General features: G+C 53.6%; 20 protein-coding genes and 1 tRNA gene. 13 read left to right on the top strand and 8 right to left on the bottom strand.

Features of this window, described 5'->3' with window-relative positions:
• The first annotated feature begins 2 nt into the window (after positions 1-2).
• The 4 genes from BLP45_RS00980 (at position 3) to BLP45_RS00965 (ending at position 3,025) form a co-directional block, all read left to right on the top strand.
• Entirely contained in the window at positions 3-191 is a 189-nt protein-coding gene (locus BLP45_RS00980; RefSeq protein WP_256327638.1) for a YbdD/YjiX family protein, read from the top strand.
• A gap of 157 nt (positions 192-348) precedes the next feature.
• Positions 349-1,116, top strand: coding sequence for a glycine-rich domain-containing protein (locus BLP45_RS00975; RefSeq protein ID WP_090368903.1), 768 nt, complete (start codon positions 349-351; stop codon positions 1,114-1,116).
• A 159-nt stretch (positions 1,117-1,275) separates the two neighbouring features.
• Positions 1,276-1,665 carry an outer membrane protein assembly factor BamE domain-containing protein gene (gene bamE, locus BLP45_RS00970; protein WP_090368902.1) on the top strand — a complete coding sequence of 130 codons (390 nt, stop codon included), beginning with the start codon at positions 1,276-1,278 and terminating at the stop codon, positions 1,663-1,665.
• Between the two features lie 202 nt (positions 1,666-1,867).
• Positions 1,868-3,025 carry a DUF3466 family protein gene (locus BLP45_RS00965; RefSeq protein WP_090368900.1) on the top strand — a complete coding sequence of 386 codons (1,158 nt, stop codon included), beginning with the start codon at positions 1,868-1,870 and terminating at the stop codon, positions 3,023-3,025.
• A gap of 422 nt (positions 3,026-3,447) precedes the next feature.
• Here the strand turns inward: BLP45_RS00965 and radA are convergent, their stop codons facing one another.
• Positions 3,448-4,797, bottom strand: a complete 1,350-nt coding sequence (gene radA, locus BLP45_RS00960; RefSeq protein ID WP_090368898.1) for a DNA repair protein RadA — start codon at positions 4,795-4,797, stop codon at positions 3,448-3,450.
• Between the two features lie 351 nt (positions 4,798-5,148).
• On the opposite strand from radA, the gene BLP45_RS00955 reads away from it, so the two are divergent.
• Positions 5,149-5,817 (top strand): hypothetical protein, encoded by a 669-nt coding sequence (locus tag BLP45_RS00955; RefSeq protein ID WP_176754615.1) that lies wholly within the window; start codon positions 5,149-5,151, stop codon positions 5,815-5,817.
• A gap of 36 nt (positions 5,818-5,853) precedes the next feature.
• Here the strand turns inward: BLP45_RS00955 and tilS are convergent, their stop codons facing one another.
• Together tilS and BLP45_RS00945 are read right to left on the bottom strand one after the other, a co-directional pair.
• Positions 5,854-7,242: a tRNA lysidine(34) synthetase TilS gene (gene tilS, locus BLP45_RS00950; RefSeq protein ID WP_090368896.1), complete on the bottom strand. Its 1,389-nt coding sequence runs from the start codon at positions 7,240-7,242 to the stop codon at positions 5,854-5,856.
• Positions 7,211-8,179, bottom strand: coding sequence for an acetyl-CoA carboxylase carboxyltransferase subunit alpha (locus BLP45_RS00945; protein WP_090368894.1), 969 nt, complete (start codon positions 8,177-8,179; stop codon positions 7,211-7,213). Before BLP45_RS00945 ends, tilS begins: the two co-directional genes overlap by 32 nt.
• A gap of 297 nt (positions 8,180-8,476) precedes the next feature.
• Here BLP45_RS00945 and BLP45_RS00940 point away from each other — a divergent pair, with 297 nt between their 5' ends.
• Positions 8,477-10,081, top strand: a complete 1,605-nt coding sequence (locus BLP45_RS00940; RefSeq protein ID WP_090368892.1) for an ABC-F family ATPase — start codon at positions 8,477-8,479, stop codon at positions 10,079-10,081.
• Between the two features lie 132 nt (positions 10,082-10,213).
• On the opposite strand, the gene ampD is transcribed toward BLP45_RS00940, so the two are convergent.
• The 5 genes from ampD to ispB all read right to left on the bottom strand — a co-directional run bounded on the left by ampD (position 10,214) and on the right by ispB (position 13,333).
• Positions 10,214-10,759 (bottom strand): 1,6-anhydro-N-acetylmuramyl-L-alanine amidase AmpD, encoded by a 546-nt coding sequence (ampD, locus tag BLP45_RS00935; protein WP_090369392.1) that lies wholly within the window; start codon positions 10,757-10,759, stop codon positions 10,214-10,216.
• 16 nt (positions 10,760-10,775) lie between these two features.
• Positions 10,776-11,015: a PP0621 family protein gene (locus BLP45_RS00930; RefSeq protein ID WP_090368890.1), complete on the bottom strand. Its 240-nt coding sequence runs from the start codon at positions 11,013-11,015 to the stop codon at positions 10,776-10,778.
• A gap of 360 nt (positions 11,016-11,375) precedes the next feature.
• A complete protein-coding gene (locus BLP45_RS00925; RefSeq protein ID WP_090368887.1) occupies positions 11,376-11,666 on the bottom strand; it encodes a GIY-YIG nuclease family protein in 291 nt (96 codons plus the stop codon).
• 288 nt (positions 11,667-11,954) lie between these two features.
• Positions 11,955-12,031, bottom strand: a tRNA-Pro gene (locus BLP45_RS00920).
• 333 nt (positions 12,032-12,364) lie between these two features.
• Positions 12,365-13,333, bottom strand: coding sequence for an octaprenyl diphosphate synthase (gene ispB / locus BLP45_RS00910; RefSeq protein WP_090368883.1), 969 nt, complete (start codon positions 13,331-13,333; stop codon positions 12,365-12,367).
• Positions 13,334-13,525: 192 nt separating this feature from the next.
• On the opposite strand from ispB, the gene rplU reads away from it, so the two are divergent.
• The 7 genes from rplU (at position 13,526) to BLP45_RS00870 (ending at position 18,667) form a co-directional block, all read left to right on the top strand.
• Positions 13,526-13,837 carry a 50S ribosomal protein L21 gene (rplU, locus tag BLP45_RS00905; protein ID WP_090368881.1) on the top strand — a complete coding sequence of 104 codons (312 nt, stop codon included), beginning with the start codon at positions 13,526-13,528 and terminating at the stop codon, positions 13,835-13,837.
• Positions 13,838-13,849: 12 nt separating this feature from the next.
• Positions 13,850-14,107: a 50S ribosomal protein L27 gene (gene rpmA, locus BLP45_RS00900; RefSeq protein ID WP_090368880.1), complete on the top strand. Its 258-nt coding sequence runs from the start codon at positions 13,850-13,852 to the stop codon at positions 14,105-14,107.
• Between the two features lie 99 nt (positions 14,108-14,206).
• Positions 14,207-15,286 carry an Obg family GTPase CgtA gene (gene cgtA / locus BLP45_RS00895; protein ID WP_090368878.1) on the top strand — a complete coding sequence of 360 codons (1,080 nt, stop codon included), beginning with the start codon at positions 14,207-14,209 and terminating at the stop codon, positions 15,284-15,286.
• A 5-nt stretch (positions 15,287-15,291) separates the two neighbouring features.
• Positions 15,292-15,687 carry a DCC1-like thiol-disulfide oxidoreductase family protein gene (locus BLP45_RS00890; RefSeq protein ID WP_143002360.1) on the top strand — a complete coding sequence of 132 codons (396 nt, stop codon included), beginning with the start codon at positions 15,292-15,294 and terminating at the stop codon, positions 15,685-15,687.
• A gap of 37 nt (positions 15,688-15,724) precedes the next feature.
• Positions 15,725-16,843 carry a glutamate 5-kinase gene (proB, locus tag BLP45_RS00885; protein WP_090368875.1) on the top strand — a complete coding sequence of 373 codons (1,119 nt, stop codon included), beginning with the start codon at positions 15,725-15,727 and terminating at the stop codon, positions 16,841-16,843.
• A 97-nt stretch (positions 16,844-16,940) separates the two neighbouring features.
• Positions 16,941-17,273 carry a protein tyrosine phosphatase family protein gene (locus BLP45_RS00880; RefSeq protein WP_176754614.1) on the top strand — a complete coding sequence of 111 codons (333 nt, stop codon included), beginning with the start codon at positions 16,941-16,943 and terminating at the stop codon, positions 17,271-17,273.
• Positions 17,274-17,917: 644 nt separating this feature from the next.
• Positions 17,918-18,667 (top strand): MBL fold metallo-hydrolase, encoded by a 750-nt coding sequence (locus tag BLP45_RS00870; protein ID WP_090368869.1) that lies wholly within the window; start codon positions 17,918-17,920, stop codon positions 18,665-18,667.
• The last annotated feature ends 48 nt before the right edge of the window (positions 18,668-18,715 follow it).

Raw genomic sequence — 18,715 nt, 5'->3', positions numbered from 1 at the left:
CCATGACGATCAAGAGAAGCCTGGGCCTTGTGGGGCAAAGCCTGAGCTTGATGGTGGGTGTACCCGAATACAGCGCCTACGCCGAGCATATGCGCCACAGGCATCCGGATCAGGCGGTCATGACTCACCAGGAATTTTTTCGCGAGCGACAGGTAGCCCGCTATGGAGGGAAGGTGGGACGGTGCTGTTAGAAGCTCAGGTGTTTTTTTACTTAACGGCTCAGCGATGATCATCATTTTGATGAGCCTTCCTACCCGAAACACCATTTTGCTCCTTTCTTCCTTGTGGCCCACTACGGCTTTAGGCGCTGCAACATCATTGATACGTTTTTAAATCTAGGAGGAGACGATGAACGCTATAGAGGACTTGAACCTCAACAAGCAGCCTGATTTAGCCCCGATCTTGGTGAAACCAAAGCAATACCTCTTCGACGCACCTCTTGGATTGTGGCCGGTGTTTTTAGCAACGGCCTGTTTCTTGTTTTATATCTCGCTGGAGTCTTTCTTTTCAGCCGCAAGCATTTGGGGCCTGGTTTTTATTCTCGCGATTCCGATATCGGTTGCGCATGTATGGTTAAGTAGGAAAAAACGCAAACAGCAAGCTGTTTTTTTGGAAACCTACGAGTTTCCGTCCGCACTCAAGGATGAGGTCGCCGCACGCTATCCGCATCTGTCGGACGAGCAGTTGGTTTCGATAATTGAAGGGCTACGGCAGTATTTTCAATTATGCCATGCGGCAGGACAGCTGATGGTTGCCATGCCTTCCCGGGTCGTGGACGTTGCATGGCACGCATTTATCCTGTCCACGCATCTCTATGCGGAGTTCTGCAAAAACGGGCTGGGGTGTTTCCTCCACCACACCCGTGCGGAAGACCTAAAGGAATCTAAACCCATTGCCCAAGGGTTGAAGGTCGCGTGGCTGTATGCCTGCAAGTGGGAAGCAATCGACCAAAGATCTCCGTCCAAGCTGCCTTTCCTGTTTGCCCTCGACGCAGCCCTGGCTATCCCCGACGGATTCGACCATCCCCTTGATAATGACTACGCTACTGAAGACACGGCCGCTGCGGGCAGCGGCGGGTGTGGTGGCGGATGTGGCGGCGGATGTGGGGGTGGCTAAACGATATTGATCCTGAGGCCACCCGCGCGGCCAGTTTCAATGATGAACTGGGATTGTAAGAGGAGCGGCAGTACTTGATTAGATAAATAACATCAACTCGCAGCACAGTTGCAATACTCATAAAGCTGCTTTTAACGAAGGTCCATAGGAGGATAGGAAATGAAAATAGTAAAAAGTTTTGCAGGTACAGTTCTGGTTGCTTTAGTAGCTGGCTGCGCAACGCTTGGAAACGAGAAATTGAAAGACCATACTCAGTCGACAATTTCCCAGCAAATAACGGAAGGCAAGACCACAAAAAATCAGGTTATTGCCGCGCTGGGTCAGCCTTCCGTTGTCAGCTTTACCGATGCTGGCAACGAGATCTGGACTTACAAGCATGCGCGAGCAATCCCCCAGGCTCAAAACTTCATCCCGCTTGTCGGCTTGGTTTCAAGTGGCGCTGACGTAAAAACCAAAGAGCTGGTAGTTATGTTCAACAAGCATGATGTGGTTTCGAAGTACACCATGCGGGAGACAGAGGAGGTGGTAAAAAGCGGGATTGCCCATTAATGCTATTGACATGGAATGACACCTCCCGTTTTTCGGGACGTAACGCTCTACCACCTGGTTACGTACGTCCCGCTGCTTCGCAGGAATTTGAATTACGACTTACGGAAACTGCTTGTAGGGTGATAAAGGTAGTAACCCCAGGTCTTCACACGAGGACGCACCGATTAATCGCAGAAACAACTTACACTGGAGTCCCATTATTATGAAATCCTATCTCTGTTTTTTAGAAACACGCCTGCTTAACACAATCGTTGGAGCGGCCCTCGGCGGACTTGTTTTGGCCGCCCCTGCATCCGCCCAAAGCTACACTTCTTTTAACATTGGCACCCTGGGCGGACCCGGCACGTACGCCACTGATATCAACGAATCTGGCCAGATAACCGGAAACTCAGATACGGGTATGGTAGGCCAATATCACGCCTTTGTAACCAAGGCCAACGGCCTCGACATGGTTGATCTTGGGGCCCTTCCTGGAGGAAATACAAGCGAAGGCTACGCTATCAATGCCAGTGGCCAAGTTACCGGAATATCTGAGGCGCCCTCGGGTCTGGGCCAGACGATAGTGCCTTTCGCTTTTATCACCGACACCGGCAGAGGAATAAGACCGATCACGGACTGGCACATGAGTGCGGGCACAGGCATCAACGATGCCGGACAGGTGTCCGGTTATATTTATGCTCCCTTCCATACAGGGACTGACGCAATTGTCACGGGCCCTGATGGCCTGAATCCGCTGCCGATCGGTGGCCTACATGGGGAGGGTGACAGGGCATACAGTATTAACTCTTCCGGTCAAGTAGTCGGGTCTGGCCTCTTCAATTCCGGTTTTCATCATGCATACATTACCAGCCCAAATCACGCGAGTGCGCTGGACTTAGGCACTCTGGGTGGATATAAAAGTACTGCGACTTCAGTCAATGATGCGGGGAAAGTCGTGGGATCATCGACCACCGAATTTGGTTTGGAATCTCCGTTTCATGCCTTCATTACGGATGCGAATAGCGAGATGGCGGACCTTGGGACGCTGGGTGGTAAAAACAGCGAAGCCTATGACATTAACTCACAAGGAGTAGTGGTTGGCTGGGCAGACATAGCAATAGGAAATCGCAAGCATGCATTTATAACAGGACCGGACGGGGATGGCATGAGGGATCTTAACGAATTGGTGAAGCTCGAAAATGGACCCTTTTTAACTGACGCCCAAGGCATTAACGATATAGGGCAAATCATCGCTAATGCCAGTGATGGCTATGCTTACCTCCTTACCCCGGTGCCTGAGCCCGAGACCTATACAATGCTCTTGGCTGGGCTGGCGCTCATGGGCGCTGTCGTCAAGCGTAAGAAGATGACCGCAGCCTAACCCATTAGAGTCCATCTCTAGCATGTTTGATACGGACTGAGGAAGGCATTGCGCGAGCGTGGGGTGGAACGAGGCGGACGGGCTGTGAATTTAAGCTTTGAAGATGAAAAGCGTCGGAAAGAATTTCCGGCGTTTTTCTATACGGGTAGAGAAAGCGCTTACGGGCCGCTGTTTTCGTCACATGTTTCGTGAAGGTGGAATTATTATTCCAGGTGGGCGGATGGTTTGAGTGGACGGGCGAGGCCGGCAAAAAACAGCCGTGATTATCAAACGCAAGAACGATGATCCGGTCCTGATGGCAGGCTTAACGAATCACCGCCCATATAAATATCAAACTGTGAAAATCGAAACCTGTGGCTGCCGGACTCATAACCCGCTATAGACGTCCCTGCAACCAGCAGAGATTTGCGCAGACCGAATTTTCAGCGCATTTTCGCAACCGCTTCCTCCACCCTCTCCACCGCAATGATCTCCATGCCGATGAGCGGCTGTTTCGGCCTGTTGGCCTTGGGGATGATGGCCTGAATAAAGCCCAGCTTTGCGGCTTCCTTCAGCCGCTCCTGTCCGCGCTGGACAGGGCGCACTTCTCCAGCCAGCCCGACTTCGCCAAACACCACCATTTTTTCCGGCAACGACTTGTTCTTGAGGGAGGAAACGATAGCAAGCAATACCGCCAGATCGGCTCCCGGCTCGGTAATCTTCACCCCACCGACGGCATTGACAAATACGTCCTGGTCAAAACACGCGATCCCCGCGTGGCGGTGCAACACCGCCAGCAGCATCGCCAACCGGTTCTGTTCCAGCCCCACGCTTAGTCTCCGGGGATTCGGCGCATGCGCTTCATCCACCAGGGCCTGGATTTCCACCAGCAACGGGCGAGTGCCTTCCTGGGTCACCATCACGCAGGAGCCTGGCACTTGGGCGCCATGATGAGAAAGAAACAGCGCCGAAGGATTGTTCACTTCACGCAAGCCTTTTTCACCCATGGCAAACACGCCCAGTTCGTTCACCGCGCCGAAACGATTCTTGAATGCGCGGATCAGGCGGAAACTGGAATGGGTATCGCCCTCGAAATAGAGCACCGTATCCACCATGTGCTCCAGCACGCGCGGCCCCGCCAGCGCTCCTTCCTTGGTCACATGGCCCACCAGGATAATGCAGATGCCGCTGGCCTTGGCCAGCCGTGTCAACTGCGCAGCACACTCGCGCACCTGTGCTACCGAGCCGGGCGCGGATTGCAGCACGTCGGAATAAACCGTCTGAATCGAATCGATGACGGCGACGTCGGGTTTGCGTTCGGCCAGTACAGACTGGATTCTGTCCAACCGGATTTCCGCCAGCAAGTGCACGATTTGCGCATCCAGCGCCAGGCGTTTCGCCCGCAGCGCCACCTGCCGCGCTGACTCCTCTCCGCTCACGTACAGCACGTTCCGCATGACTGACATATGGCATAGCGCTTGCAGCAACAGCGTGGATTTACCGATGCCTGGATCACCTCCCAGCAATACCACCCCCCCATGCACCAGACCACCACCCAGCACCCGGTCAAACTCGGCCACACCCGTGGAATAACGCGGCTCCTCCCCTGCTTCCACTTCGCCCAGATTCTGCACTTGACCGGTTTCGGATACGGGAGTGAAGCGCGATACGGCTTTCTCAGCGACAGCTTCGACCAGCGTGTTCCATGCCTGGCAATGGGGGCACTGACCCTGCCATTTCAACGTTTGGCCGCCGCATTCACTGCAGGAATATATGGATTTCGGTTTAGCCATTTTCAATAAAACTATCTATCATATCAATGCGACGCCCTGTCTGCGCTCTGGAAAAAAACAGGGGGAAGCCCGGCAAAAGCTTATCGCCGAAATTCTCAATTTGCTTTTCAGCAGAATAGCCCTGCTTTTTGCTCCCCTTGACCTGTCATTTTAACGTTGTTCGCCAAACATCGCGGACGGGCTTAATCGCGCTACTGGCCGTTATTTTCGAGAGTGCAAGTTTGACCACGGCGTGCATATCTTTTTTGGATATGTTAGTGTTGAGGTTCTTCCGTTGCATTTCACCCATCTCAATTTCCCAGGTCAGAGCTATGAATAGAACAATAACCGATGTTTTTTAAGATTTTGGTCTTGAGTACGATTGTTATCGGATTGACGACAGGGTGTTCCAGTACCCACAGAGCCAGCCACTCTGCAAGAACAGCTACCGAACAGCTACTCATCAGTGAAGCCATAATACGAAGCCTTCCTCGCGAACCCAATGGTCCCCTGCCTATCTCCAAGGATTCAAAGATAATACTCGATATCTCGGGACTGACCCCAGACCAAAGTCTTCTGCAACAAGTTTTGACCGGCTGGTTGGGGCAACAGGGATACCTGGTACAGAAAGAAGAGAAGAATGCGACGCATCGCATAAGTGTAATTGTAGGCGCGTTGGGAACCGAGTTGGCCGGGACTTTTTTTGGCATGCCTCCGGTCCAAAGTGTACTGATCCCCTTTTCCCTGCCCGAATTATCGCTTTATAAAGCACAGCATCAGGTCGGGTACGTAAAATTCCATATGAACATATTCGAGATACCGGAAGGCAGGCTAGTCGGATCGACTCCCACCTTCCTGGCCGACACCTATTACAGCGATTATACTGTTCTTTTTTTATTGTCATTTACCTCGACAGATCTTATAGCTCCTCCACAAACCGGCTCCTTCCATCGCAATCCCCTTAATGCCCTGGACATTCGAATGGAAGAGGCAAAATTCTGGACCGGCAAGGAGAACAGCGAAACACCCCCGATGAAATAATAATCGGAAGAGAGCAAAAAATCGCTGTACGGTTTGTTACGTCCCGGATCGTCTTCCGGTTTTCCACTCCACCATCAAACCCGGCTCTCCCGCTGCCGCCTGGAAAGCACAGTCCACTCCGATTCCGGCCACCCAAACGAGATGCTCGCCGCTGAACATCAACGGCAGCGTTTCCCGCTCCCACGGCGGGAGCGACGCTTCCCGTAGGAGGTTTTTAAGACTGCGGCGGGGACGGCTGGAGTCCAGGCGCAGACGTTCGCCCCCCTGCCGCACACGAATCGTGACAGGGTTCTCCGTCAGCTTCTGAAGATTGATCCCCAGCCCCTTCCGGGGAGTGAATTTGAGAATGCCGCCCAGATCGCCAATAACCAGTTGCTTTTCTCCGTGCCACGCCAGCCGCCATTCCATATCGGGAAATGGATTGGTATTGCGGACGTGAATCGTTCCCCTGAAGCAGCGAATTTCGGCATTCCCAAAAACGATATGCAATTTCGAGCCCAGGCGGGCGGACAACAACTGGCGCAGGATTTCCTCCAGCTTTGCCGTGCTGGGCAGGATCGCGCCCTGCTGAGCCAGGGTGTAGCGCAATACGTTCCTGGCGCGAGGAAAGCTTAACTCCCGCAAACCTTCGATCTGAAGTTTTCCCGAAACAATACATTTTTTGCTATCGGCTGCTGCCAATTCATCCAGCAAATCCGATGCCTCGGCCATATGCCGGCTTGCACGCAGAAATGTCGTGCGATAGGAAGGAAAACGCGTCTCCAGGAGAGGGAAAAATTCGTGACGCAAGAAATTCCGGTCGAAAGATACGTCATCGTTGCTTTCATCGGTAATCCACGGCAATGCATTTTCCCTTGCGTAATCTTCGATCTCGCGCCTGGATACATCGAGCATGGGCCGCAATATCCGTGGGACTCTACGCGCTGTGGCGTCCGTGATTCCCGGCGCGGGATCCCTGATTACCGGCATTGCTCCCAGCCCCTTCACACCCGCCCCACGCAGCAGTTGCAGCAGCAGGGTTTCCGCCTGGTCGTCCAGATGCTGGGCCAGCACCACGTAATCGCCCTTCAATTTCCCGAATATTCGATAGCGTGCATCACGGGCGGCAGCCTCCAGGCTGACACCGGGTTCGCGGCTGATCTTCAGCCTGACGATTTTAAGGGGAATGCCTTTGAGCCGGCATAGATCGCGGCAGAATTTGCTCCACTTGCCGGCATTGGCGCTGATGCCGTGGTTGACGTGAACGGCGGAGAGAGCGAACTGCGCTTGAGCCGATAGTGCGGCAAGTAAATCCAGCAGCACAACCGAATCCACGCCACCACTCAATGCCACGACCAGCCGATTGCCGCGCGCAACCTGTTCACGCAGCACGTTTTCAACCTTGCCGGAAATGCTACTTGAGTTTGACTTCCTTGAACTTGCCATATCCCATCAGCCGCTCGAAGCGTTTTGCCAGCAACATTTCCGTCGAGTGGGCCTGGAAGTGCCTGAGCGATTCCTGCAACGCTTTCTTTACGGATTGCATGATAGCAGGATAGTCGCGATGCGCCCCGCCGGCCGGTTCGCTGATAATCCTGTCAATCAGTCCCATCGTTTTGAGGCGATGCGCGGTGATGCCCATGATCTCGGCGGCCTCCGGCGCCTTGTCCGCGCTTTTCCACAGAATCGAGGCACAGCCTTCGGGAGAAATGACGGAGTAAGTTGCGTATTGCAGCATCTGCACCACATCGCCCACCGCCACCGCAAGCGCTCCGCCAGAGCCGCCTTCACCGATAATGGTGCAGATCACAGGTACTTTCAATTCCGCCAGGACATAGAGATTTCTTCCGATGGCCTCTGACTGGCCGCGCTCTTCGGCACCGATCCCCGGGTAAGCGCCTGGAGTATCGACGAAGGTGAATACCGGCACGGAGAATTTTTCCGCCAAGCGCATCAAACGAAGCGCTTTGCGGTAGCCTTCGGGCCTGGGCATGCCGAAATTACGATGAATTTTTTCCTTGGTGTCACGCCCCTTCTGGTGACCGATGACCATTACCGTCTGACCAACAAATCTCGCCAGCCCGCCAATGATCGCATGATCGTCGGCAAAGCTCCGGTCGCCGTGAAGCTCTTCGAAATCGGTGAATAGATGCTGGATATAATCGAGCGTGTAAGGGCGTTGCGGATGCCGCGCAACCTGCGAAATCTGCCACGGCGTAAGCTTCGCATAGATGCTGTTCGTCAGCGAATGGCTTTTTTTCTGCAGGCGGAGGATTTCCGCTGAGATATCCACCGCCGAGTCGTCCTGGGCAAAACGCAGCTCCTCGATTTTTGCTTCAAGCTCGGCGATGGGCTGCTCGAAATCCAGGAAGGTGATTTTCATCCTAAATCCGGGCGTAATTTTGAAACCGCAATGATACAGGATCGCCAAGGCAAAAGAGCACTCCGTTTCAGGAGCAAAAAAAGATGGTTCAGTACCTTTCCTGATGGATCTCAATCCGCCGCCGAAAAGGCGGCATGGAGCAAACCCAATGTATTGCAGACGTCACGCGAGCAAGGACCAGCCTTTTAATTTGCTTCAACCGGAAGATCCAACAGCAGCCAAAACGATGTTCGGAATTCATTGAGAAAACAGTTAAAATAGCAGGTTTTTTGCAGCCTTCTTTTCAGGAAACAATCTTTGATAACCACCGCTAATATCACTATGCAATTCGGGGCAAAGCCCCTGTTCGAAAACGTCTCCGTAAAATTTGGCGACGGCAATCGCTACGGGCTCATCGGGGCCAACGGGTCCGGCAAGTCCACCTTCATGAAAATCCTCGGCGGCGACCTGGAGCCCACTGGCGGGAATGTCAGTGTCGATGCCGGCGAGCGCGTCGGTAAGTTGCGCCAGGATCAATTCGCCTTCGAGAATTGTCCCGTCATCGATACCGTAATGATGGGGCACGATGAACTATGGCGCGTCAAAGAGGAACGCGACGCGATTTATGCGAATCCGGACGCCAGCGAAGCCGACTATATGCACGCGGCCGAACTTGAGGCGCGCTTTGCCGAGCTGGATGGCTATTCCGCCGAAGCGCGCGCCGGAGAATTGCTGCAAGGAGTAGGAATTCCGCTGTCGCAACACCGGGGGCCGATGAGCGCGATAGCGCCTGGATTCAAACTGCGCATACTGCTGGCGCAGGCGTTGTTTGCCGATCCTGAAATCCTGCTGCTGGATGAACCGACCAACAATCTGGATATCAATACCATCCGCTGGCTGGAGGATGTCATCAGCGCCAGCAAGAGCACCATCGTCATCATTTCTCACGACCGCCACTTTTTGAACAGTGTCTGCACCCATATGGCGGATCTGGATTACGGTGAAATCCGTATCTACCCCGGCAATTACGACGACTATATGACCGCGTCCACCCAGGTGCGTGAGCGCATGCTGGCTGACAACGCCAAGAAGAAAACCCAGATTGCGGAATTGCAGTCCTTTGTCAGCCGTTTTTCCGCCAATGCCTCCAAGGCGCGGCAGGCAACCAGTCGCGCACGCCAGATCGAGAAAATAAAGCTGGAAGACGTGAAACCTTCCAGCCGCCAGTATCCCTATATCCGTTTTGAAGTGGACGATCGGGACAAACTGCATCGGCTGGCAGTATCGGTGCAAAGCATCGGCAAGCGTTTTCCAGGGATGGAAAAGCCGGTGCTGGAAAGATTCAGCGTTAATGTCGAAGCCGGGGAGAAAATCGCTATCATCGGCCCCAACGGTATCGGCAAGACGACACTGCTGCGCTGCCTTGCCGGCGATCTGGCGCCGGATGCGGGAGAAGTAAAGTGGGCGGAAAAAGCACGTCCCGGTTATTTCGCGCAAGATCACGCCGCGGACTTTGAGGGAGACATGTCGCTGACCGACTGGATGACACAATGGCGGCGTCCGAGTGACGACGATCAGGCCGTGCGCAGCGTTCTCGGCAGGCTACTGTTTTCCGGGGACGAAGTGAAGAAACCGGTGAAAGTCATTTCCGGTGGGGAAGAGGGACGCATGCTGTTCGGAAAGCTCATCCTGCAAAAGCCCAATGTACTGCTGATGGACGAACCGACCAACCATCTCGATATGGAATCCATTGAATCCCTTAACGGCGCCCTGGAGAAATTCACAGGCACGCTGATTTTCGTTTCGCATGACCGGGAATTCGTCTCCTCACTCGCTACTCACATCATCGAAATGAAATTCGATGGAATCACCGATTTCAAGGGCAGCTACGAAGACTACCTGCGAGGTCAGGGTGTCGTATAAGCAATTTCCAAAGACACACCCTATCCACCGGGTAATGACTATGATTCGTCATTCCAGGCTTGACCCGGAATCCATCGAAACCAACAATGGACCCGGTAGGAAGTGATACCGCTATCCCGTATAAACTGCTCATCAACTGGCAGCACTGAGCGCGGCACGGTAACGCTCCCAGTCAAAACAAGGGCCGGGATCGGTCTTGCGGCCCGCTGAAATATCGGAATGCCCGGCAATATCGGTAATGGGATAGGCCGCTTGCAGCGCCTGGGTGAGCGCTATCAGCGTGGCGTATTGCATGCCGGTAAAAGGGGTGGCGTCACTGCCCTCAAGTTCCACGCCGATCGAGAAATCATTACAGCGCGTTCGACCCCGCCAGCAGGACTCACCCGCATGCCACGCACGTTTTCCGCAAGGAACAAACTGGATGATCTCACCGTTTCGACGAATAAAAAAATGCGCGGAAACCTTGAGGCCATGCAGAGTTTGATAGTAGGGATGCGCTCCGGGGTCAAGCTTATTGGTAAACAACTCGACCACACCCTCTCCGCCAAACTCGTCCGGTGGCAGACTGATGTTGTGGATCACCAGCAAATTTATGGCGCAACCAACTGGACGATCGTCGCTATTAGGTGAAGAAATAAAGCGTACGTTGTCCAGGCAACCTGTCTCGTCAATTTGTATCGGGGAAGGAATCAATCTACTGCTGCAAGTGCAAACGGCGATGCTCGTCGCTACAAAAAAACTTGCCTTCGGAGAGAACGCTTTCGCTTTTCGGCAAATGCACACCGCAATGGGTGCAGCGCACCATGTCCTCGCCTTCGATGGACGGGGTCTCTTTTTTCGCCTCTTCCTGCCGCTTTTTTAATCCGTGCCGATAGCTACGTATTGCCCAGAAAACGAGCACGGCAATAAGGGCGAAGAACAGTAGTCTACCCAACGTGTTGTCTCCGTTGCCGCATCAAATTCATTATGCACAGTTTACACCACATAGATCGCTATTCCACTGATTGCAAGCTCCTGCATAAACGCGAGGGGAAATGCGAAATTTGCGGGGAAACGCCATGTGGCCAGGATCGAGCTGAAAAGCATCTTCCATCGCATCTCCTTCCAAACTGGTCCGATGGCGCTATCAGAGTCGCCTTCCCGTCCCATAAAACCTCTTACCGTCATTCCCGCGAAAAAGGGGAATCCACGGCCATAGCGCCCGCCCTTTCCGTCATTCCCGCGAACGCGAGAATCCAGTCACCGTCACAGCACCTCCTCTTTCGGTCATTCCCGCGAACGCGGGAATCCAGCACTAAACAATTTCCTGCCATAAATCCCTCCAGCCAGGATTGGTTTTTTCGATCAGATCAATCTTCCATGCCCGGTTCCATTTCTTGAGCTGCTTCTCACGCTGAATTGCCTCCGCCATTTCGTCGTGCATCTCGAAGTAAACCAGCGTATGCACCTGATATTTTCGAGTAAAGCCTTCCACCAGATCGTGCTTGTGCTCCCACACCCTCTTCACCAGGTTGCCGGTCACGCCTATATACAACGTGCCATTACGCTTGCTTGCAAGAATGTAGACCGCGGGAATCCGTTCCATCAAAACACATCGCAGATATCGTCATTCCCGCGAAAGTGGGAATTCAAGTAATTGGTCTGATGGAGACCCAGTTATCCAAATGTCATTCCCGCGAAAGCGGGAATCCAGAGTATCGTTTCCGAGAACACATGAACCAACTCGGGAAATCGTGGATTCCCGCTTTCGCGGGAATGACGAAGTAAGCGGAGGTCTGCCTTTGCTGCTTCTCAGATGACGAAGTAAGCGGAGGTTGCCGTTGCTGCTTCACCGGCGGCACTAAATTCGAAAGACCAATAGGGATAAACCGAATGGTCGGGGTGAGAGGATTCGAACCTCCGACTCCTGCGTCCCGAACGCAGTACTCTACCAGGCTGAGCTACACCCCGAATTATACCAACTCAACTACTTATATTTGCTTATCGCACGTCGCTTGAATACTCCAGGCGCGTGGGCAGCAATTGTACGCAGGAAGGTGTATCCGAGCAAATCCAATATTTGGGCCAGAAAGTGCTTGTTGACTGCAAATCCGGCCGAATCCGCGTGCCGGAAAATCCGGTCGGCGGCGTGCCGGACTTGAAGAATGGAAGTGAAAGAGTGACTGGTGAGGACAGTTTTTTGGGGAGCTTTGAAGGCCAATAGCTATTCTATTGGACCGGAAGGCCGACAAACATGGATCTGCTGGACCTTTTGCAACCAATTCCCGTTAAGTCCAGCAACTCCTAGTAGTTTCGCGCAACCGCAAACGTGGTCAGTTGTAGCAGGCATTCCTTATAATCGGAAGCCGGCAGCGATGAAATCGTCGTAGAGGCCGTATCGGATTCGGCTTGCGCCCGCCGCCGCGCATAATCCAGCGCTCCAGTCTGTTGAATCACTTCCAGCACCGGCCCGAAACCGCCCTCCCCGCCCTTCTCGATGGCATTGCGTATGATTGCTGCCTGTTCGCTTGATCCCGTTCTCATCGCATAAATCAGCGGCAAGGTGGGTTTTCCCTCGGCGAGATCATCACCCAGGTTCTTGCCGGTTTCCTGGTAATCCCCGGAATAATCCAGCATGTCATCGGTCAACTGAAATGCCGTGCCCAGGTGCATGCCATATGCGGCCATCGCTTCTTCCTCCGCCGGCGTGGCATTGCCGAGGATTGCGCCCAGGCGGGTCGCCGCCTCGAACAGCTTGGCAGTCTTATAACGAATCACCCGCAGGTAGTTTTCCTCGTCGACGTTGGGATCGCGGCAATTGAGCAACTGCAGCACTTCGCCTTCGGCAATGGTATTGGTGGCATCGGCCAATACCCGCATGACGCGCATGTTGTCCACCTCCACCATCATCTGGAACGCGCGGGAGTAGAGAAAATCTCCCACCAGTACGCTCGCGGCGTTACCGAACAAGGCGTTGGCGGTAGCCTTGCTACGCCGCAATTCCGACGCATCCACCACGTCATCGTGCAGCAGCGTCGCGGTATGGATGAATTCCACGACCGCCGCAAGGTTGAAATGATATTTTCCGGAATAGCCGAATGCGCCGGCGGCCAGAATCACCAGTGCTGGCCGCAGGCGTTTTCCGCCGCTATTGATGATATATTCACTTACCTGCCGGATGAGCCCCACATCCGAATAGAGTTTATCGCGGATAACCGCATCCACCGCGTCCATGTCCTGGGCGATAAGGCTTCTGATACGTTCAATTGACACAAAGGTTCCTGCAAAAAAGGTGCCATGGTAGGAATGCCGCAGCCAACGTGTCAAGTTCGACAATTGGGACAGCCGGGTATTTTGACACAAAACGCATTCGCGACAGGCCTTTGACCTTGGGGAGGCGGCTATGTATAATTCGCGCTTACCTCTTTCAGGGCGCTTTCCTGAGAGCAATAAATGGAGTCCAACATGTATGCGATCATAAAAACCGGCGGAAAACAATACCGCGTAGAGGCCGGGTTAAAACTTAAAATAGAACAGATACCGGCGGACATCGGAAGCGAGCTCCTGATTGACCAGGTGCTGATGATCGCCGATGGCGACAATATATCGGTGGGCAAGCCCCTTTTAAGCGGCACCTCGGTCAAGGCGACAGTGCTGAATCAGGGCAGGCACGACAAGGTGCGTATTTTCAAGATGCGGCGGCGCAAACATTACCAGAAACATCAGGGACATCGGCAGAATTATACCGAAATCCAGATCACCGGTATTTCGGCATAAGGAGAGTTTACCATGGCACATAAAAAAGCAGGTGGCAGTTCAAGAAATGGTCGTGATTCGAATTCCAAGCGCCTGGGCGTAAAGAGCTATGGCGGCCAGTTGATCCCGGCGGGCAGTATCATTATTCGTCAGCGCGGCACGCGGGTTCATGCTGGCGACAATGTTGGCATGGGCAAGGACCATACCCTGTTTGCCAAAATTACCGGCACAGTAAACTTCAGCATAAAAGGTGCGGCACAACGCAAAACGGTAAGCATCTTGCCGGCCTAGCTATTTTTAATAGCTCCCGCAAAAAAGCCCTGTCAATACGATAGGGCTTTTTTGCTTGCGCATGATATTTATGCGCGATAATGAACAGAAAGGCATCTTATGAAATATATAGACGAGGCAATCATCCAGGTAGTTGCCGGGAAGGGAGGTGACGGCGCCGCCAGTTTCCGGCGAGAAAAATTCATCCCGAAAGGCGGCCCCTCGGGAGGTGACGGCGGACGTGGAGGCAGTATTTTTGCCATTGCCGACCGCAACATCAATACGCTGGTTGATTATCGCTTTGCCCGCCTGCATCGCGCCAAAAAAGGGGAAAACGGGCGCGGCTCCGATTGTTACGGCAAGGGAGCTGACGACATCGTATTGCGGATGCCGGTTGGCACGGTTATCACCAACGCCGCCACGGGAGAAGTCGTCGCCGATCTGGAGCACCATGAGCAAAAAGTACTGCTTGCCAAAGGCGGTGCCGGCGGACTTGGCAATCTGCATTTCAAGTCCAGCACCAACCGCGCACCCCGCCAATTTACCTTTGGAGAACCGGGACAGGAATTCGATCTGAAACTGGAGCTCAAGGTTCTGGCGGACGTCGGGCTTTTAGGCATGCCCAACGCCGGCAAATCCACTCTCATCCGCGCGGTATCTGCCGCCCGCCCCAAAGTAGCCGACTATCCTTTCACCACGATACATCCCAACCTTGGCATGGTGCGCGTGGATCAGAATCGCAGTTTCGTGATGGCGGATATCCCTGGCCTGATAGAGGGGGCGGCGGAAGGCGCGGGGCTGGGCCATCAATTCCTCAAGCATCTCACGCGCACCCGCCTGTTGCTGCACGTGGTAGACATGGCCCCGCTGGATGAAAGCACAGATCCAGTGCGTGAAGCCAAAGCCATCGTTGAAGAACTCAGGAAGTATGACGAATCCCTCTACCGGAAACCGCGCTGGCTGGTGCTGAATAAAGTCGATCTACTGCCTGAAAATGAACGCGAAAAAATTTGCAAAAAGTTCATCCGCGGCTTGGGCTGGAAGGGGAAAAGCTTTACCATTTCAGCATTGTCCGGCGACGGCTGCAAAGCACTTACTTACGCCATTATGGAGCATCTGGAGCAGAATTCCGAAATCAAACATCAGGAGCCGGTAAAACCGGATGCACAAATACCTGACCCGCTACGCGGCCTGGGTTGAATGTCATGCCCACTGATATTGCCTCTAACCCGAACCGGTTATCCCTCATTTATGACGGTGAGTGCCCATTCTGCACAAGCTTTGCGGCATTCCATGCTGCCCGTGGAAATGCGGACGACATGGAGCTGATCAATGCGAGAGAGAAACCGGTCCTCGTACAGGAATTGCGCTCGAAAGGCATGGAAATCAACGATGGCATGATCGTCATTTGGCACGGACAGTATTATCACGGCGCGGAGGGCATGCATCTCCTGTCAACGCTCAGCGCTGAACCCGGAGCTTTCACCATGCTGAATAAATTCTTGTTCGGCAGCGGAAGCGTTGCGGCGGTGATTTACCCGATGCTTGCAGCTGGACGCAGATTGGCCCTGTTGTTGCTTCAACGGAAACTGATCCGCTGAATAAGAACGCGCACTCGATGGGCATAACAATTCGAACATGCTATCCATTGTAAAACAGTCGCGGCGCATCGTCGTCAAGGTTGGCAGCAGCCTCGTCACCAATCAGGGCCAGGGCCTTGATCATGCCGCGCTCGCGCGCTGGGCGGAACAAATCGCCCGACTCAAAAAAATGGGCAGGGAAGTCGTGCTGGTATCTTCCGGGGCGATAGCCGAAGGCATGCAGCGCCTGCAATGGAAGAAACGTCCGCATGCACTGCACGAATTGCAGGCGGCTGCCGCAGTGGGGCAGATGGGGCTGGTACAAGCTTATGAAACCTGTTTTCGCAGCCATGAAATACAGGCTGCGCAAGTGCTGCTTACCCATGAGGACTTATCCGACCGCAAGCGCTACCTGAATGCCCGGTCAACACTGATTACGCTATTAAACCTGAACGTCATTCCGGTGATCAATGAAAATGATACCGTCGCAACTGACGAAATCCGTTTCGGCGACAATGACACGCTCGCTGCACTCGTAACCAATCTGATTGAGGCCGACGCACTCGTGATCCTCACCGATCAAGGTGGGCTATTCACCGCCGATCCCCGCAAGGACGCAAAAGCCAGGCTGGTGGAAGAAGCGCGCGCGGGAGACCCTGCAATCGAAACCATGGCAGGCGGAGCCGGCAGCGATATTGGGCGCGGCGGCATGTTGACCAAGGTGATGGCCGCAAAACGGGCGGCGCGCAGTGGCGCCCACACTGTGATTGCGTCCGGACATGAACCTGACGTCCTGATTCTCCTCGCTCAGGGAGAAGCCATTGGCACCCAGTTGCTGGCCGAAACCATGACGCTGGCGGCACGCAAGCAATGGCTCGCCGATCACCTGCAAATGCGTGGAAACGTCACGCTGGATGCAGGGGCAGTAGAAGCACTGACAGGCAGCGGCAAAAGCCTGTTATCAATCGGCGTGACCGATGTCAGCGGTAATTTCGAGCGTGGCGAGGTGGTCGGCTGTCTTGATCCGACCGGCCGGGAAATCGCCCGGGGCCTGGTTAATTACAGCGCTGCGGAAACCAGGAGAATTTCGCGTCGGCCAAGCACCGAAATCGAAGCCATCCTGGGTTACGTCGACGAGCCGGAACTCATCCATAGGAATAATCTGGTTCTGCTTTAGCGCAATAGTATAAAGACCGGCGTAGAATATCCGTTCGGCAGAGTAAATTGCGAATTGATCGTCAGGGAAGTCCTGATACCCGATCCGAGGAATGCTCATGAAACCACTTACCAGAATTGATGCCAATTTTTCGGCCAGCCCGCAGATCGATGCGGAGGATTTAGCTGATATTAAGGCGGCCGGCTTCAAAAGCGTGATCTGTAACCGGCCGGATAGCGAGGACGGCGGCGCTCATCCGGATCACAATCTTCTTGAAGCGGCGGCAAAACATCTGGGGCTGGAATTTGCCTACCTGCCGGTCGTGCCTGGACAGATAAACGACACAAACGTTGCCAGTTTCAAGGAGGCAGTTAGCAAGTTGCCCGGTCCAATCGTCGGCTATTGCCGGCTGGGTATTCGTTCAAAGATCCTCTATGAGCGAGCGCGATAGCGCCACCGCGCCTTTTTCCATAAATACCGCGGCGATGGATGCACTGAATCTCCATAGCAGGATGTCCTCGCAATATTTTCTCAACAGATGCGGGGACTGATTCTCGGCATCCACGCCAGATAAAATAAAATTAACCAAAACAGGGGCTATATTCATACTCCTGTTCAATTTCTCCCGGTTTCCCAGAATTTCTTATTGCGATCGATTACGCACGGCCAGGACGCCGGGTAGGAGGCCGTTCCCTTTGTGCACTGGCGTACGGAACGTAAACGCCATTAAAGGCATAATTTTGCCTGGAATCGCTTGGTTGCTGTGAATTCCGCTTGTTAACCCACAACGGAGTACATCATGAATAATATTATTTATCTGGTTGGTTTAATTGTTATCGTCGTTGCCATCTTGAGTTTTGTAGGAATCGGCTAAATGTAGTGGAGTTAGACTAGCCCGAAAGTCTTTCCTTACGCTAGACTAAAACGTCCGGCCTGGATCCAGTCTCTACCAGCCGGATCGTTTTTGTCTGCACCACATGAGGCCTGCACGTTCGCCCAATGCACATGCGGCCGCTATCGAATTGACGTATGCCGATATGCAGGCGTATAAAACGGGGCAATAATAGAGCGCTTGAATGATTTCTTGTTTTTAAAATGATATTTCGTCAGCTGTTTGAACCGCTGTCCAGCACCTATACCTACTTGCTGGGCTGCGACGAAACTGGCAACGCCCTATTGATTGATCCCGTAATCACGTCGGTAGATCGCGATCTCGATGAGATCAAGCGCCTCGGGCTTAATTTAGCCTATAGCATCGAAACACATATCCACGCAGATCATATTACCGCCGCGCTTGAGCTGAAAAAGAAGACGGGTAGCAAAATCGCTGCGCCCGCTTTTGACCGGCGGCCCTGCACCGACCTGGGGATTGAAGAAGACAAGCACTTCCGGATCGGCAGTATTACACTACAGCCCCTGCACACGCCGGGACATACCGACGGGCATTTTTCTTATCTGTGCGATGACAGGGTGTTTACCGGCGATGCGCTGCTTATTGAAGGGTGCGGACGCACCGATTTCCAAAATGGCGATGCGGATGCGTTATTCAGAAGCGTAAAGGAAAAGTTGTTTTCTTTACCGGATGACTGCCTGGTGTACCCTGCCCACGACTACAACCATAGGCGGGTTTCCGCGATTGGGCAGGAGAAGCAACGCAACCCGCGACTGGGCAACAACCGCACCTTGGAAGATTTCAGGGAAATCATGGCAAATCTCAATTTGCCGTACCCGACATTTATCGACTATGCCGTACCGGGAAACCGGCTGTGCGGCGTGTGTCCCGATAATTTGCCGGATAATCTGCAAGGTTACTGCCGGCAGATGACAAATAGCCCGCAGGGGTAGCGCTGGATAGCCCCAACCGTCGAGTGATAGGTATAGGACTTTGTGAAC

This window comes from Nitrosospira sp. Nl5, assembly GCF_900102495.1.
GTDB lineage: Bacteria > Pseudomonadota > Gammaproteobacteria > Burkholderiales > Nitrosomonadaceae > Nitrosospira.
Note: the sequence above shows the minus strand (reverse complement) of the source record. Positions and strands in the feature narration are given on the sequence as shown.